15 protein-coding genes are annotated in these 15924 nt (G+C 67.3%); 8 read left to right on the forward strand and 7 right to left on the reverse strand.

The window, feature by feature from the left end; translation table 11 throughout:
• Positions 1–46: 46 nt before the first annotated feature.
• Together LZ199_RS26130 and LZ199_RS26135 are read right to left on the reverse strand one after the other, a co-directional pair.
• Complete coding sequence (locus LZ199_RS26130) at positions 47–1672, reverse strand: M57 family metalloprotease (protein WP_253996484.1); 1626 nt, start codon at positions 1670–1672, stop codon at positions 47–49.
• A 136-nt stretch (positions 1673–1808) separates the two neighbouring features.
• On the reverse strand, positions 1809–3374 hold the full coding sequence (locus LZ199_RS26135) for a hypothetical protein (RefSeq protein ID WP_253996485.1): 1566 nt from the start codon (positions 3372–3374) through the stop codon (positions 1809–1811).
• 359 nt (positions 3375–3733) lie between these two features.
• Between LZ199_RS26135 and LZ199_RS26140 the strand changes: the two genes are divergently transcribed.
• The 4 genes from LZ199_RS26140 (at position 3734) to LZ199_RS26155 (ending at position 7819) form a co-directional block, all read left to right on the forward strand.
• Positions 3734–5110, forward strand: coding sequence for a hypothetical protein (locus LZ199_RS26140; protein ID WP_253996486.1), 1377 nt, complete (start codon positions 3734–3736; stop codon positions 5108–5110).
• Between the two features lie 88 nt (positions 5111–5198).
• Positions 5199–6143, forward strand: a complete 945-nt coding sequence (locus tag LZ199_RS26145; RefSeq protein ID WP_253996487.1) for a type 1 glutamine amidotransferase domain-containing protein — start codon at positions 5199–5201, stop codon at positions 6141–6143.
• 34 nt (positions 6144–6177) lie between these two features.
• Positions 6178–7131, forward strand: a complete 954-nt coding sequence (locus LZ199_RS26150; RefSeq protein WP_253996488.1) for a helix-turn-helix transcriptional regulator — start codon at positions 6178–6180, stop codon at positions 7129–7131.
• A 73-nt stretch (positions 7132–7204) separates the two neighbouring features.
• Positions 7205–7819 carry a hypothetical protein gene (locus LZ199_RS26155; RefSeq protein ID WP_253996489.1) on the forward strand — a complete coding sequence of 205 codons (615 nt, stop codon included), beginning with the start codon at positions 7205–7207 and terminating at the stop codon, positions 7817–7819.
• Positions 7820–7844: 25 nt separating this feature from the next.
• Here LZ199_RS26155 and LZ199_RS26160 read toward each other — a convergent pair whose 3' ends face one another.
• Positions 7845–8201: a hypothetical protein gene (locus LZ199_RS26160; protein WP_253996490.1), complete on the reverse strand. Its 357-nt coding sequence runs from the start codon at positions 8199–8201 to the stop codon at positions 7845–7847.
• On the opposite strand from LZ199_RS26160, the gene LZ199_RS26165 reads away from it, so the two are divergent.
• Positions 8200–8409 (forward strand): hypothetical protein, encoded by a 210-nt coding sequence (locus tag LZ199_RS26165; protein ID WP_253996491.1) that lies wholly within the window; start codon positions 8200–8202, stop codon positions 8407–8409. The genes LZ199_RS26160 and LZ199_RS26165 overlap by 2 nt on opposite strands.
• A gap of 188 nt (positions 8410–8597) precedes the next feature.
• Here LZ199_RS26165 and LZ199_RS26170 read toward each other — a convergent pair whose 3' ends face one another.
• A complete protein-coding gene (locus tag LZ199_RS26170) occupies positions 8598–8879 on the reverse strand; it encodes a hypothetical protein (protein WP_253996492.1) in 282 nt (93 codons plus the stop codon).
• 225 nt (positions 8880–9104) lie between these two features.
• Between LZ199_RS26170 and LZ199_RS26175 the strand changes: the two genes are divergently transcribed.
• Positions 9105–10019, forward strand: a complete 915-nt coding sequence (locus LZ199_RS26175; protein WP_253996493.1) for a M12 family metallopeptidase — start codon at positions 9105–9107, stop codon at positions 10017–10019.
• Between the two features lie 264 nt (positions 10020–10283).
• On the opposite strand, the gene LZ199_RS26180 is transcribed toward LZ199_RS26175, so the two are convergent.
• Positions 10284–11552 carry a PKD domain-containing protein gene (locus tag LZ199_RS26180; RefSeq protein WP_253996494.1) on the reverse strand — a complete coding sequence of 423 codons (1269 nt, stop codon included), beginning with the start codon at positions 11550–11552 and terminating at the stop codon, positions 10284–10286.
• A gap of 21 nt (positions 11553–11573) precedes the next feature.
• Positions 11574–12410 (reverse strand): hypothetical protein, encoded by an 837-nt coding sequence (locus LZ199_RS26185; RefSeq protein ID WP_253996495.1) that lies wholly within the window; start codon positions 12408–12410, stop codon positions 11574–11576.
• A 96-nt stretch (positions 12411–12506) separates the two neighbouring features.
• Here LZ199_RS26185 and LZ199_RS26190 point away from each other — a divergent pair, with 96 nt between their 5' ends.
• Positions 12507–13577 (forward strand): hypothetical protein, encoded by a 1071-nt coding sequence (locus LZ199_RS26190; protein ID WP_253996496.1) that lies wholly within the window; start codon positions 12507–12509, stop codon positions 13575–13577.
• A gap of 327 nt (positions 13578–13904) precedes the next feature.
• The gene (locus LZ199_RS26195) at positions 13905–14150 is read left to right on the forward strand and encodes a hypothetical protein (protein ID WP_253996497.1); all 246 of its coding nucleotides are present in this window, start codon (positions 13905–13907) and stop codon (positions 14148–14150) included.
• Positions 14151–14229: 79 nt separating this feature from the next.
• Here the strand turns inward: LZ199_RS26195 and LZ199_RS26200 are convergent, their stop codons facing one another.
• A complete protein-coding gene (locus LZ199_RS26200; RefSeq protein ID WP_253996498.1) occupies positions 14230–15261 on the reverse strand; it encodes an NHL repeat-containing protein in 1032 nt (343 codons plus the stop codon).
• Between the last annotated feature and the right edge of the window lie 663 nt (positions 15262–15924).

Genomic DNA, 15924 nt, shown 5'->3' on the forward strand with positions numbered 1-15924 from the left:
GCGAGGCCGGGGGCGGTGAAGCCCCCGGCCCCCCACTCACGGCCGCTCAGGGCTGGCCGAGGTTCGTCCAGGTGTTGGTGGCGGGGTTGTACTTCTCGATGGAGTCGTTGAGGTTCGTCGCGAGCAGGTAGCCGTTCGAGCTGAAGATGCGCGTCGCCGAGCCGTGGATGGAGTTCCACACCGTGCCCGCGTACTTCATGATGAACGAGCCATCCGGACGCAGCCCGTACACGTCGCCTCCGACGGCGACGTAGCTCCGGCCCGAGCCGCCGATGGTGGTCCACGTCGAGCCACCGTCGTAGCGCTGGATGGCGTCCTTCACGTTCGTCACGCGGTACATGTTGGTGCCACCGCTCACCAGCTCACTGGCGCCCCCGCCAATCACGGACCACGACGTCCCGGCGCCGCTCCAGCGCGCGACGTAGGCGTCCTGCCACGGGTCGATGCCGAACACCTGCGTCGTCGTGGAACCGAAGCGCGAGCCCGGCCCGCCGATGGTCGTCCACAACCCCGTCCCCGAGTTGTAGCGCAGGACGTTGCCCGTGGCCGCGTCGGTGGCGCAGAGCGCGCCCGCGCACGCGAAAATCTGCGCGGCCGGGCTGCCGATGGTCACCCACCCGGCGCCCGTGAACTGGACCGGCTGACCGCCCCCCGGAATCTGGCCGTAGAGCGTGTTGCCCACCGCGACGAAGGCCTGGCCCGGGTTGCCCACCAGCGTCCACCCGGCGGCATCGCGCCGGTAGAGGTCACCCGTGGAGCGCTTGCGCGCGTATACCGTGCCGCCGCTCGTGCTGAGCACGTTCGTGGGGGCCTCGTAGAGCGACTGCGCGCCCTCCACGTCCCGCTGGGAGATGAAGTTCAGCGTGCGCGCCGGGTCCAACCAGCCCGGCTGCGACGGGTAGTGCATCGCCCCTCGGCCGTCGTAGCAGGTCAGCGGCCGGTAGCTGCTGGTGAGCACCATGCCGCAGCCCGCGGCGGTGTCGTGCTCGTGCACGAAGCCCAGCGAGTGGCCGAACTCATGCGTCAGCACCGCGATGAACTGCGCATCCGTCCACGTCGAGGTGGGGCCCAGCTCCAGGAAGCGCGTCGGCCGGGAGTAGGTGGGGAAGCCCATGCCGGCCTGGAGACCGGAGAAGGTGAAGTTGCGCTCGACGTTGTACTTCACGTTGTTGTTGAGGCGGTTGCAGCTCGCTGAGTCCTCCGCCACGACATGCACGAAGCGCACGTTGGCGGCGGCCTCCCAGCCCGACGCCGCGCGGTGCATGAACTCGACCACGCGGTTGTAGTCCGCGCCGAAGTCGCTCGGCCGGATGCAGTAGGTGATGTTCCAGCGGTCCGCCCGGTTCCAGGCGGCGTCCACGCCTCCCACCCGGAACACCGAGAGCGCGTTGGGGTTCTGGGTGATGCTCTCCCAGTACTGGCGCACCATCGCCAGGTCCAGCATGCGCATGTCGCCCTCGACCAGGAAGTGGCCGTCGGGCGTGGGGACCACCTGCTTCGCGCGCCAGGCCGCGAAGGCCGCCTCCGTCTGCTCCGCGGAGGAGACCAGCGCATCCTCCGGGTCCATCCCGGTCGACTCCGGACCGCAGGCGCCTGACATCAGGCCCAGCGACGCTACGGCCAGCGTGGTCATCCGCCAGCCATGGCGTCGAGTGTGGGTCTTGCTCATCATGTGACCTCCCCCTGCGCGCCGAGGCCAGGCCCCGGCGCGGGTGATGTGGTGTGGTTGCGCTTCAACGGGGCTGCGAGGCGAGAACGACCGGGGCCAGAAATCTTCCCGCCCTCGCGAGCACCAGCGCCGCCACCCCTCAGGGGCCGCAGGGGGATTGCATGTCCAATCCCATGTCCAGATAGGCGCGGGCGCCGCTCTTCCAGAACTTCTTCATGACGTGCTCGGCGTTGGGCATGGAGTGGCCCGAGCCACACACATCCACCTTGATGGCCCCCGAGTAGAGGTTGAAGTCAGCCTGGTCCAGGAAGTCCAGGTTGGTGTCCGTGGAGGACATGTGGCAGGTGCGGCAGTAGGGCTTCACCACGCCCCGGTAGAGCCCCAGCCCCTTCTGCTTGGTGTTCGTCCAGTTAGGAGGCACGTAGGTGTCATTGGCCACCGCCGTGACGTCGGAGACCAGCTTGGGCGCGTAGGTGCCCTCGATGAACTCGCGGATGCCGTCAGAGGGGCCTGTCAGGGTGACCAGGTGGTTGAGGCGCCGCAGGGCGTCCGCCTGGGCTGACTGGGTGAAGCCCGTGGCGGTGGAATAGCGGAAGCTGAAGACGTCGAAGGGGAGGAATTGCGCCCGCCCCACCACGGAGTCGGTGTTCGCGTCGTAGTTCGCCTTGATGCCATGGCATGACAGACAGTTGCCGGGCACGAAGGTGTTGAAGCCGGTGTTGTCGAGCTGCGCGGCGGGTGTCAGGAAGCCCGCGGCATCGTAGACCATGAACTTCACGCTGTTGGGGGCGTTGGCGGGGGGCGTGAAGGTCATCGCCACGGTGGCGAAGGAGTTCGTTCGGGCCACCGCGTCCTGGAGCGCGGACGCGGAGCTGCCACCGAAGATGGGCGCGCCGTCGAGCACTCCGTAGTTCTTCACGTAGCAGGCCAGGCCTACCTGGGACGGGGGGACCGCGAACGGCTTGCAATGCATCTCCCGGCCCAGCCCCAGGTCACCGTCGTTGTAGTAGGTGGCCGTGACGTCGCTCCCCGTGGTGAAGCCATAGTTGGAACGAAAGGCATCCAACGTCTCCGGCGCCTGGATCTGCTCGTAGTACTCCTCCGTCTCCGCGGTGCCCAATCCAGGCGACTTGCGCCCCAGGAACTCGGGCCGGTCCGCGACGGGCAGGTCCACGGGGTTGAGCCGCGTGGACACCAGCGCGGAGCGGTTGACGCCCAGGCCCTGGCACTCGGTGCCGAGGGTGTTCCAGGGCTGGGTGGCGTTCTGGGAGAAGCAGTCCGCGTAGGTGATGTCGTCGAACGTGTAGAGGACCGTCTGCCCATCCGGGTCCATGGCGACGGCGCGCACCTTCACCAGTCCTCCCGAGGGCCAGCGCGAGGAGAAGAGGAAGTTGGGGACGGGCGCGGCCGTGACGCTCCAGTGGTAGAGCGGCTCGGGGCGGTTGAAGGGGGTGGGCGTGGTGGTGGTGATGGCCGTGGCGAACTGCTGCCAGTTCGACGCCACCGTCGGGTCCAAATCAGGCTCCCTCAAGACCTGGAGGGACACGGGAGTGCTCGGCTCGGGGTAGTAGCCCTCGAACAGGAACGTCTCGCCAATCACCGAGTCCCCGGTGGTGGTGCCGTTGTGAGGCCCCGTCATACAACCCGAGGCGGCCAGCAACGCGAGGCAGGACAACACGAGGCGCCGGAACGAGAGCGGCGGCATGGTCGGAGCTCCTTCACGGAAGGCGCCCGAAATGGGTCGCTTCCCCCCGAAGAGAACGGGCAGGCCTCCGAAAGCCCCTCACCCCTCCGTGTCGAATTCTTCACGACCGGTGACACCGCGCGACGACGCTCGGGGCGTGCGCATCATCCTCGGGCCGTCGCCTCGCGTAGCCCGGGGACGCGCCTGCGTTGGCGCTGGACGCGACCGGCGGAGAGACAAGTCCCGTGCGGGCTTCCCACTGGCCCCCCGAGGCGCGGAGCGAGTCACGGGCACGGTGGCTGCAACGTGCGCCCGCGCGACGGCGACCCCGAATCACCGCTCCGTCGCGGCCCCTTCCCCCCCGGTGAACACGAGGCAGCATGCTCATCAAGTGCCAGAGGTGTCATCAGAACGCGTTCGTCTTCAGCTTCGAGAGCAGGAAGGTCTGCAGGAAGTGCAGCGCCCTCATCGCCGGGCGGCGCCCGAAGCAGGACGAGTACAAGTACCAGGGCAACAAGCTGGACCACCACAAGCGAAGGGTCGGTCAGGCCACCACGCGACTCACCGGCATCTCGAAGGGCCGGCACAAGCTGCGGCGCACCCAGTCCGCGCTGACGACGTCGGACATCTCGGAGGGAATCTTCGAGACGCAGATGGCCATCGAGACGCCCACCGTGGTCGACGACACGGCGACGTACGCTCCCCCCAACGTCCTGCGCATGCAATGCATGACGCTCTTCATCCCCTTCGATGCGGGCAACAACTTCTACCGGAACAACGCGAAGCAAGGGACCTTCCAGGCGGACTTCATCCCCCAGCGCGACAACTTCTTCGCCCCCAGCTCGAACCCGACGGCGAGCCAGGCCCTCTCGTCATTCAACACCAAGCCCTATCCCGGTCAGCAGGTCTTCGAGGCCAAGTCGACGCCCCTGGATGAAGACGAAATCCTCGCCGGCTACAACAACATCGTGCTCAAGCACATCATGGCGTGCACGAACACGGTGGAGTGGAAGCGGCTGCATGCCGCCAGCCCCATCGACCTGCACGTGCAGCTGAGCCGGCTCGTTCCCGAGGTCATCTTCCTCTCGGAAGAGCTCAAGGACGCGCCGTTCCCCTCCATGCTCCAGCCCTGCCCTGAGCTCAGGTATCGGAAGGTCGGCAGCATCCGCGCGCTGCTCGACCCCCAGGTCGACGCGAAGAATGAAATCGCCGCCTACGTGCTGATGGACGAGAAATACATCACCCAGGTCGTCTACCACGCGAGGACGCTTGTCCGCCCAGGCGTCAAACACGACGAGAAGTGGCTCTGCGTCCAGAAAATCGTGCCCGAGTTCCGCGTCTATTTCGAGGTCGCCGGCGTTCACCTGGACGCGGCCTACACGGGCTTCTCGTCCCCCACCAAGAAGCAGGATGCGCTCGAGGAGGTGGGCCAGTTCGCGCGGGAGAACGAGGTCGACGCGCTGCTGGGTGACCTGAACATGGACTCGTTCGAGCTGAACGGCGGGTTCTACCCCAACCGCTTCTCCTTCAAGTCCTTCTCCGACGACACCATCAAGCCTGTCTATACGCTGTCCCACTCCAACACCAACGCGAAGAACAACTACATGGGTGGGTTGATTGCCAACAGCGCGCAGGTCGAGACCGAGTCCATGAACCTGCGAGGCGAAGACACGGTGTCGCTGTCCCGCACGCTGGATGGGAAGTTCTACTCGGACCATCCCGCCATCATGGCGAACTACTTCAAGTCGTTCGCGTGAGGTCGCAGCGCGGATTGGAGCATCCGTTCAAGCCCGCGCGTGCTCGCGCCCCTACCCTGGCGATGAAGCTGTCACCAGGAGGACCTGCATGGATGCGCCCGATTCGCCCCCGCCCGCCGCCTTCCGCGTCGGGAGGACGTTGACGTGGTGGTTCGTCTCACTCGCGCTCGCCTGCTTCGCCGGCGCGTGCGGCTGTGCCACGACGCCCACCCGCCGCCTCGTCTTTCCCTCCGCGCCCCTGCCCCCCGCGGAAACCCAAGCGCCTGGGGCGGTGCTGATGGTCCTCTCCGCCGCCTCCGAGCAGAAGCTCGCGGATGGCAGCACCCGCGCGACGGGCGTCTTCCTGAATGAGTTCTACGAGCCCTACCGCGCGCTCGTCGACGCGGGCTACGAGGTGGTGCTCGCGACGCCGGGAGGGCAGAGGCCCGCGTTCGACCCGGAGGGCCTGAAGCCGTCGTACTGGAAGGAGCGACCGGAGGCGCTCGCCGAGGCCCAGACCCTGGTGGCGGGGCTTCCCCAGCTCCAGGCGCCGCTTCCCCTGGCAGAGGTCCGCACGCGCGCGGCGACGTTCCAGGCCCTCCTCATCCCCGGAGGACAGGGCGTCATGGTGGACCTGCTCGACGACGCGGAGCTGCACGGCCTGCTCGTCGACTTCGGGGCCAGCGCCCGCCCCGTGGGGCTGGTGTGCCACGCCCCCGCGCTCCTGGCGCGGCTGCCCGCGGAGCAGAGCCCCTTCTCGGGGCGGCGCGTCACCTCCGTGTCGGGCTTCGAGGAGTGGTACATCGAGACGTTCGTCATGGGCGCGCGCGCGCAGGTGCGAGGCATCGGAGACCAGCTCGACGAGGCTGGCTATGCCCATGAGACAGCGTTCCCTGGCCGCTCGCGCGCCGTGCGAGACTGCAACCTGGTGACGAGCCAGAACCCCTTCTCCGGCGCTGACTTCAATGCGCTCTTCCTCGCCGCGCTCACGGACTGGCGCAACGCGGGGCGGTGCGAGCCGGAAGCCAGCGCGGCTCCGGACGCCGCGCCCTGAGGTGGACCCGATGACCGTGGAGGACCAAGGCGTCATGACGAGCCCGGCCCTGAGCGCCGTGCTCAAGGCCGTCGTCGCGCGTGACCACCCGGGGATTCCCACCGAGGGTCGCGACAAGGTCGCCATCCTCCAGGACGTCATGGAGGCCCATGGGTGGCGCGCCGTGCTGGAGCTCGGCCGGGCGCTGCGGGCGCTGTCCTCACATCCCGTGCTGCGAGCGCTCTGCGCGGCACAGACGCCCCGGCACGCGGTGGAGCGGTGGAGCACGCTCGAGCGCTTCATGCACTCCCGGCACCGGACACGACTCGTCGGGCATGACGTCGCGCGTGCCCGGATGACGCTGCGCCACGTGGCCATCGACGGCGGGAGGATTCGCGTCGTCAATGACTTGTTCATCTGGGGCGTCCTCATCGCCATTCTGGAGACGGCGGGCTTCACGGGAGTGAAAGTGTCGCTCGCGTCCGCCTCCGGCGCGGCCGTCGTCCTCCACGGTGGGGCCTCCAGGCTCGCGCCCAGGAAGCTGCCCGCGGTCACCGACGTGGCCACCTTCTCGTGGAAGCCCACGCGGCGGACTCCCGCGCCCGTGAGCGGAGTGTCAGCGAAGGGAGCGACAGGACAGGTCCGAGACCGGCTCCAGCGACTCATGAACGGCGACCTGCTGCACCCCTGGACGCTCGTGGAAAGCGCGCAGCGGCTCGCCTTGTCCCGCCGCACCCTTCAACGGGCCTTGCAAGAGGAAGGGACGACCTTCTCGGAGACCCTGCAGCGCTCGCGGGTCGACGCCGCGCATGGGCTGTTGGGCGATGCGAGCCTGACGCTCACGGACGTCGCGTTCTGCACGGGCTTCTCCGACCAGGCACACTTCTCCAGGACGTTTCGCAGATACAACGACGTTCCGCCCTCCGCGCTGCGAGGACTGATGCGCTCCGCCGGCTCCAGGCGACGAGGCAAGCCACGACAGCTCCCGAGCCAGCGGCCGCGGCCCTGATGTCATATGCGAAGCAGGGCACGCGTCATGGCACGGCGCATTCCCCACCCGCACGAACCTCAGGAGCGACGCCATGACCGACCACCTCCGTCCCGAAGCCGGGCTCTTCTCTCGCAGCTCGCTGTCGTCCTACGAGTCGGAGGTCGCGCGCCTCCTGATTCCGGACGCCTCCTGGCGGCTGCTCCTGGTGAGCCTTCCTTCCTTCGCACCCGAGGAGGCGGTCTACCTTCGGGACAAGGGGCTCGGGCCCCAGGTTGTCGCCACACGGATGGAGACGAAGCTCTGGCCCATCCTGATGGGCTATACGAAAGGCCGGACCGCAACGCAGGACGGGCCCGCCGTCGAGGTGGCCAGGGCCCCCATCGCGATGCCTCTGCTCGAACAACTGAGCCAACTCTGGGTCGCGGCGCTCCTCAGGACGAGATTCCCGCGCAGGCCCGACCTGCATCTCGACGGAACGACGTACCACCTCGGCGCGCACTGCCGTCCGTTCGGAATCCTGACCGGGCACACCTGGAGCCCTCCGCTCCCGTCCCTCATGGCGGGACTCGTCGACATCGGCGCGAAGCTCACACGCTACGCCCGAGCTCCCGAGGAGCAGCGCTCAAGCATCGCCGATGCCCTGCTGCAAGAAAGCACGGACCTGCATCGACGGTTCGAAGCCGAGGATGCGTTCGGCGGGGTCTGAACGAGCAAGCACCCAACGGCCGTTGTCAGCGATAACGCCGGGCGAGGCGGAAGAACAGCACGCCAAAGAACGCAAAGGCCAGGCCCGCGAGCACGGAGCCATTCAGCCACCCCTTCGCCTGGGCATCCGTCGCTCCAGCCAGAAGCGACATGGCCGCCACGGCGAGCAGCATCGCGCCCACGATGCGATACCCCGACCCCGCCGCCGAATAGACCCCTGGCGACCGATTGAGGAGGGTGTTGAGGGCCTGGACCTTCTGCTCGCAGCGATTGCGACAGGCCAGACCGTCACCCAGGTCCGTCAGACATTCGAGACAGATGCCCCGCTGGCAGTTCTTGCAGAGGCCGACAGCCGCGACGGGTGCATGCTGAAAACAGTTCATGGCTCGACGCTATCATCCCTCACGGGCTCAAGATGGCGGCATCAAGGATGCGAGCATTCTCCGCGCAACCGTCCCGCAGGGCGCGCTCGTCCCCGGGAAGCACCACGTCCAATACCTCCAGCCGATAGTCGCGGTCCGCCAGCAGGAGGTCTGTGACGAAGTCGTGCTGGAGGCCCGGGTGGTGGCGAGGCGCCGGACCTGCTCGTAGCAGGAGTCTCCTCCGAGGGGTGGTGTGACGGGCTCCTGCTCGGAGTGACACGCGAGCAAGGCCAGGCACAACGCAAGGACCGCGCTCGACCTCTGCCCACCTGACTCCCGGTCCTCATCAATGGTGTCTCCCGGCGCGGTCCCAGCCACCTCGTCGGATGGCCGGGCTCGTCACCGCATCCGCGACACTCAGGGGGCACAGTAGGCGATGTGTTCCTGGGTGTAGCGGCCCCGCTGTTCGCCGAACTGGTTGAGGCTAGAGGGGCAGTCGCAGTACTCACGGCCGACCTCGACGTTGTTCACATACCAGTACCGGTTGAAGGCACGCGTCCCGTCACAAGCCCAGATGAGGGCCTGCTCGGTCGACTCGATGACCTCCGTCTCCTCCACGGCCAGCTGCTCGGGAGCACCACCACATCCCCCCAGGACCAGCGCGACGGCACAGACCAGCTTCACGGACTGCTTGAACATGCTCGGCTCCCATCCGATGAATCGAAAGTATCGCGGAGCAGTCCTATCACAGATGCAACGGTGCTCCGAAATCGAATGAGCCTGGTGAAACCAGCCCTCTTCAGCCTCACGAGACAACATCACTCACACCATCAGTCCCCGGGCGTACAGAGCCATGGGCCAGCGCGTGGCTGCCGCAGCGGAATGATATGACCCCGGTGCAGCGTCCCTTCCCTGGAGCCCTTCATGAAGTCTGCATTCGCGAAGTCGCTGTGCCTTCTTCCCTGGGTCCTCACGGCCGTCCTGGCCTGTGGCCCTGAAGCCGAGGAGGCCGCCTCTGGCCCCAGACTCAGGCCAGGTCAGCTCACGGACAGCGACCGGCTTGAGCTGGCCCAGGTGGAGGCATTCGGAGAGGAGGAAGCGCTGGACGTCCCGGTGGTGGAGCGCAACGGCCTGCTGCTGCTCGAAGGGGACATCCTCGTGGGCCGGACGTCCGAGAGCCCGAGCGCGCTGAAGCAGGCCCTGGAAGTCTCCCAGTTCAATGGCATCCCCCAGGGCAGCCTGCGCTGGCCGGAGGGGAAGATTCCCTACGTGGTGTCCAATGTCTTCACATCGGCCCAGGAGAAAATGATTGCCCAGGCCATGAAGGAAATCAAGGACAGGACCGGGGTGCGCTTCGTCCCCCGCACCGATGAAGCGGACTTCGTCAGAATCATCAAGACGAACGACGGTTGCTATTACGCCGCGGGCCCGGGCAGGAAGGGCGGCGCGCAGGAGCTGTCACTCCAGGACAACAACCAGGCGAGCTGCTTCTATCACGACATCATCATCCACGAGCTGCTGCACGCCGTGGGCCTGTGGCACGAGCAGTCCCGCTACGACCGGAACAAGTTCGTGCGCATCATCTGGGACAACATCCAGAAGGGTCGCAAGCCGCAGTTCCAGCGCATCCCCGCCTCGCGCTCCGACGTCTACGACACCGAATACGACTACCGCTCCGTCATGCACTACGACAAGAACGCGTTCGGCGTCACCTCCTCGGCCATCACCATCAGGCCCAGGGATGAGGACTACCTGAACGTCATCGGCCGCGTGGAGTCCATGAGCGCGACCGATGCCAGGAAGGTGAGGCGCATCTACCAGGACCTGCTCGAGCCCTGAGTTCCCATCACGCGGTCATCGCGTCGAACCCGCGACCGAGGCCGACCCGGGCGTCAGCCTGCGCCACTCCAAGACTCGACGAGTTCGTCGAGTCCGTCCTTTTCCTTTCGAGGTCGACACCGACAGGATGTCCAGACACCACGCTGGTTGCCATTGGACCTGGGTCGGGCATCCGTCAGCGGCCGCATGGTGCGAGGGAGTCAACTCCAGACACCGGCATGAAGGAGGCCGTGACGAAGGACCCGTCCTGAGTCCTCGCGCGCCCTACTTGAGCGGGAGACGCGCCTCGGCAGAGGGCTTCACGGGCGGAGCCTCCCGCTTGAAGGCAGCCCACGACAGGGAGACCTCCGCGCCGCTTTCATCGCGTCCGTGAAGGACATCCACGACCTGCTTCACCGTCGCCGCCAGCTCGGCCGGGCGAACCACGACGAAACCCCGGAAGCCCCCCTGGCCAAGCTCCTCCTCCACCGTGATGACCTGGCGCCACTCGCGCGTCACTACCTCCACCTGGTCGTCCCAGTGAAGGGTCAATCGCTCCACGCGCTCCCAGGTGACGACGCCCGGCCCCGGAACTCCCACGGACACCTCGCTCCGCCACTCCTCCGGGTCCCCGCGCGTGCGCGACAGCGTGAGCGTCGCTGGCGGCGGCTCGTCGGATGGAGGCTGCCCCCGCACACCGACGAAGGCGGTGGCACTCAGCCCGGCGCCCGCGCGTCGCCCGGCGGTGAGCCGCACCGTGAAGGTCCGGACGTCCAATGACTCCAACGTCCGGGTGTCGTAGGCATGCTCCACGTCCGGGCCGGAGGTGACGACGGTGCGTCCGTCACCGAAGTCCCAGGCATACCCGGTCAGCGACTCGGACTCCGGCGGGACGGCACGGAAGAGGAAGGCGCCGTTGGCGCGCTGGGTGACGGATATCTCAAGCCGGTCCACCTCGGGTTCCACGCCCCCCGCGCAATCACGCACCTCGATTCGGAGGACCTGCTCCGCCAGCACGCCTACGCGTCGTCCGCCCAGGTCCTTGCACACCTGGAAGCGCACGAAGTACGTGCCCGGCTCGGCGGGCGCACGCCACTGGAGCCGAGCCCCCGGATGCAGCTCCGCCGTGGATCCGCTTCCGGGCCACACCCACCGAGAGAGGGCCCCCGACTCCGGCGCGCCCCCCACCTTCCCCGCCAGGGAGACCTGCCCGCCAGCACAGGCCCAGGGCCGGTCCATCTCGAGTCGCTCGATGACGGCGCCTGAGGCGAGCACCACTCGCTCCTCGTTCAGTGCCGCCGCCAGGGCCTCTCCGGAGGCACTCGCGGGCATGGGCACCCCTGCCATGGGAGCCGTCGAGACGATGGCCGTCCGAGGCTCCACCACCGACGCGCTCGGAGCCACGGTCACCGGAGACATCGGGCGTCGTGACTCCGTCGCCGCGCCGTCACGCGGGGGGCACAGGAATGCCAGCCCCAGCAGCAACGACCCGGCGGCGCCCGCGACGACAGCCACGAGCGTCCCCCGACGACGGCGATGCGATTCGAGCGACATGCGCGAGCGCGTCTATGCCCCTCAGAAGCCGAAGTCATTGAGGTGCCGGCGATACCCCTTCGAGTTGGTCCGGTACCACTGGTCATCCCAGCCCTTGAAGTCGACGTCGTCGAGCAGCCGCTCCGTCTTTCCGTTCAGCACCACGGAGTTGATGAGCGGAACCGCTGTCGACCCCACGTTGCGCGACACCAGCGGCGTGGACGACGTGTCCAGGTACTGCGCCACATGGCGGCTGCAGTAGTCCTGGGCCAGGCAGCCGCTGTCACAGGTGGAGAGGTTGTTGTACGTCGCGTGCTTGTCCTCGGCCACGTACAACACGGGCCAGCCCCGGTAGGCATTGCGCGAGTCGCGCGTGTCGTATTCGAGTTGCTCGTAGGAATACCAGGCCGACGACTCACACACGCTCTTGCGGTGCGCCGACAGGTAGACCCAGTCCAGGTACCAGCGGCCCGCGGAGTAGTGGACCTCGAAGATCTGGAACTCGGGGTCACCGTCATGGCCGGTGGTGACGCCGGTGTCGTCGAAGAAGGTGTCCAGGTAGAAGATGCGCAGGGTCCGCGTCGCGAAGCCCTCGCTCTTCACCGCGTAGTAGGGACGGCGCTCGTAGCCACTCTCCCCGGTGTCGAACCAGAACAGCGGCATGAACCAGCGCGCGACCTGGTGCTCACAGTCGTCGTTCAGGCCATCCCGGTCCGCGTCCGCCCCCGTTCCCCAGCAGTTGTCTCCGTAGGGAATGACGGACAGGCCATCCGCATGCGCCTGAGCGGACGCGAAGGTGAGCAGCAGGCCCAACGACACGGCGACGCGATGCGCGGCGCGAGCACCCGGGCGCTCCGACACGCGTCGTCCACTCGGCATTTGGAAATCCATGAGAGACTCGACTTCATACACCTCCAGGAAGCGGAGCAACACATGGTTCTCACCCCGGGTACCTCTCGTCGTGTCTTCTCATGGATGAAGCTGGCCTTGCTGCTCGGAGGTCCCCTCGCGGGCTGTGGCGGCCCGCTTGAGCCCGATGACACGCTGGAGGCCCAACCCCAGGCCCTGGCCTATCCCAGCGGCGGCAGTCGAACCGTCGTGTCTCGGCGCGTCACCTACAGGAACGCCTCGGGGGCCTACCAGGCGGCGGCCGGCTTCGAGCCCTTCCGCGCGGCGGGGGCCTCCGATGACACGCTCCACAACATCCGCATCGCGGAGGTGGATGCGCCCGCCGTGCGCGAGGCGCTCGTCGTCATGTCGGCGGGACAGAAGATTTCGAGCAGCGGCCACTCCAGCGGCGTCACCGGCCAGTCCTCCAACTGGGATGCGTCCTGCGACGGCGTCTCGTGCCCCAACATCACCCTGGACGGCCGCTCGCTGGCGATGAAGCTGGACGCCCTGGGCTGGTTCCCCCGGGGAAAGACGTACCTGTCCGTGGTCAACGACAGCAACTTCGACCACCTGGACGACAGCGACTCGAAGCAGCGGGTCGTCAACGGATTCACGGGTTGGATTCAGGCGCAGGTCCGTCCGGAGACGCGCTCCATCTACCTGGCGGGCAGCTCGCGGGGAGGATGTCTGGTGATGCGGCTGGCCCAGGCGCTGCGCGCGAACCCGGCGCTCGACGCCATCACCATCTATGTGTCGTCGTTCGACGGCGTGTGTCGCAACAGCCAGGGCGAGCTGGGGACGTTCGACAGCAAGATCAACAACCCCGTGCGGCCCTGGGGCACGTTCTATGGCGCGTGGGCCACGAACCTGACGGCCCAGTTCCCTCGCCGCGACCGGCTCCACATCTTCCACGTGGTGGGAGGCCAGGAGGTCGCCCCCGCCACGGGCATCCGCGCCTTCTCCGGGTACGCCGGCACCTCACCGCCGTCGACGGGGACCCACCTCGACTGGGGCTGGTACAAGCAGACCTGGGTGAAGTGGAAGCACAAGGAGATTGGCAATCCGTACACCGAGCCCAGCTCCTCCGAGCAGGCCCAGGTCGTGGCGGAGACCATCGACGCCCACCTGACGTGGCTCGACGCGCGCGTTCCCTGAGTCGCGGCGCCGCTCGGGTGTGCAGCGGCTGGCACAGCCGCGATGCGCGACCTGCACACCCACCATGCCGGCGCCGACGTATGAACTCCCTCTCGACTGGCGCGTCTCCGCCTTCGCCGCCAACGCCGCGGAGGTGCACCCGACGGCCACGCCTGCCTTCAACGACTTCCGGGGGTCACCCATTCCGTTTGCTCCGCCGGACGGGTGGATCGGCTACTCGGGCGAGCTGCTGACGCTCGACCACGAATACCCGGGCGCTCCATCACCCCGGGCTCGCATGTCATCCAGTGGCAGCCACCGGCCTCCGGGTCGCCGAATGCCTACGCGGTGTACCTCTATCAGTTGCGCGCCTCCCCTCGCGGCACCCTGCTCTCCACCTCCTTCTACATGGGCGGGGACACCACCTCCATCCGCCTGCCCGCGGGCATCCTGCAGTCGGGGGCGTACTACCACCTCATCGTGGCTGCCTTCGTGGCACCGACCTATGACGTGGTGAACAGGCCGTTCAACCTGGTCGATACCCTGCCCAGGAGCTCCGCCGAGGCCTTCAGTGGCGTGCTGACCGTGCAGTAGGCGAGTCAGTCGAAGTTCGAAGGTGCCGGTGGGACGTGCGCGCCCACCGGCACCTCCATGCCAAAGACAAGTATGAGGCTCAGGGCTGGAGCAGCGCGAGCCCCGTCTGAATGGAGTCGCCCTCTCCTACCGAGAGCATGACCCAGAGCTTCCCATCCGCGGCGATTGTGAGCGCGGACCCCACCCACGTGATGGGAGCTTCGGACTCTGTTCGTGCGCTGAACTCCGGGTCGAGCTTCCCCGTGGGCGAGAGTCGCGAGACGAGTCCACCATCGCGTCCCCCGGTCTTGAACACCGCCCCGACATAGATGCGACCCGACGCATCCTGGGTGACCGCGCGGGGGCTGAACATGTCAGCGACGGTCCCCGTGGCCTCCTTGAGGTTCACCGTCCCGTTTGTTCCGAACCGCTCGTCCAGCGTGCCGTTGGGAAGATACGCGGAGATGCCTTCGGCACTCAGGGCGAGGAAGGTGTCGTCAGCACGCACGAGGAGGGAGCCCTCCACATCGGGGAGCATGCCCCCGTTCCCGAAGCTCGGGTCGAGCCCTCCAGCGGGCATGAGTCGGATGACCTTTGGCTGTGCGAAGCCGCCTGTCCACACCTTCAACGAGACCAGGATGCGTCCGTCAGACTGGACCGCGAGCGATTCCACCGTGGTGTTCTGCTCGAGCAGGAGAACGCCATCCGTCCCGAACTGGGAGTCTCGAGCGCCGCTGGCGGTCAACTGGACGAGGACGGCGGGCGAAGCGTTCATTCCCGCCAGCACCGCGCCTGAAGGCAGCACGATGACGGCCTCCGCATACCCCGTCGGCAGTCCGGTGACTTCGCTGCACGTCGCACCGCCGAATGATGAATCAACGGTCCCATCGCCAGCGTGGATGCGACACACCCGCATCCAGGAGCTCCCTTCGGAGCCCGTGGAGACGGTCATCACGCGCTGCTGTGAGTCCATCGCGATGGAGCCGGACGTTTGCACACCCCCGGCGCCAAGGACAGACTGTACGAGTTCACCCTGGTTTTCATACTCGACAAGTGCGACCTGGGACTTGACACCCCTTGAGTTGACGTACGGCTGCGCTATCCCCAGGACTCCTCCAGCCGCCAGGGGCACGAACTGCACCGGAAGCACCGTGGTCTTCTGAGGCCACCCCGGGAGGATATCGCCCGGTCGAGGAACGGAGGGCTCCGGCTCCGAAGACGAGCAAGCAGCGGTCAGGAGCAGCAGGGTTGGCGCCCAGTGGCGGAGGTGATTGAACAAGGAGGTCCCCGAAGGATGACAGGAATGAAGGCCCGAAAGAGCTTGCCTCGGGAGTGCGGCGCGATGCAATTCAAACACAGCCGGTCGCCTGCTCCAGGGAACGATTTGTCTGGCGGAACTCGCCTCAGGTGAGACATCCCCCCATACAGACAGTGCGGAGGGCAGCGGAGGCCTCGGTGGACCTGTCTCCCCAGGTGATACGGCTCACGCGGGCCATCGCGGCCCAGGTCCGAACTCGCCGCGCGCGCCTGTCCGAAATCCAGGCAGGGGACGCTTCCCTGGCGGGTGACGTGCACGCCGCGTCCGCGACACCCCTTCCCTCCGTTCCGGGTCGTCCACCTCCGACCGATGGACGCTCGCATGGCGCACCGGACTCGTGCTGGGCGCGACGCGTGAAGCACCAGACTGCGCCCTGAGCAACTCAGGTGGCGCCGCCTCCCAGTGACGTCGGCGAAATATCGAGACAGGCTGTAATCCAGCCCGACTCACGCCGAGGAACGTCAAGCCAGGATTGTG

The organism is Myxococcus qinghaiensis (assembly GCF_024198215.1).
Taxonomy (GTDB): domain Bacteria; phylum Myxococcota; class Myxococcia; order Myxococcales; family Myxococcaceae; genus Myxococcus; species Myxococcus qinghaiensis.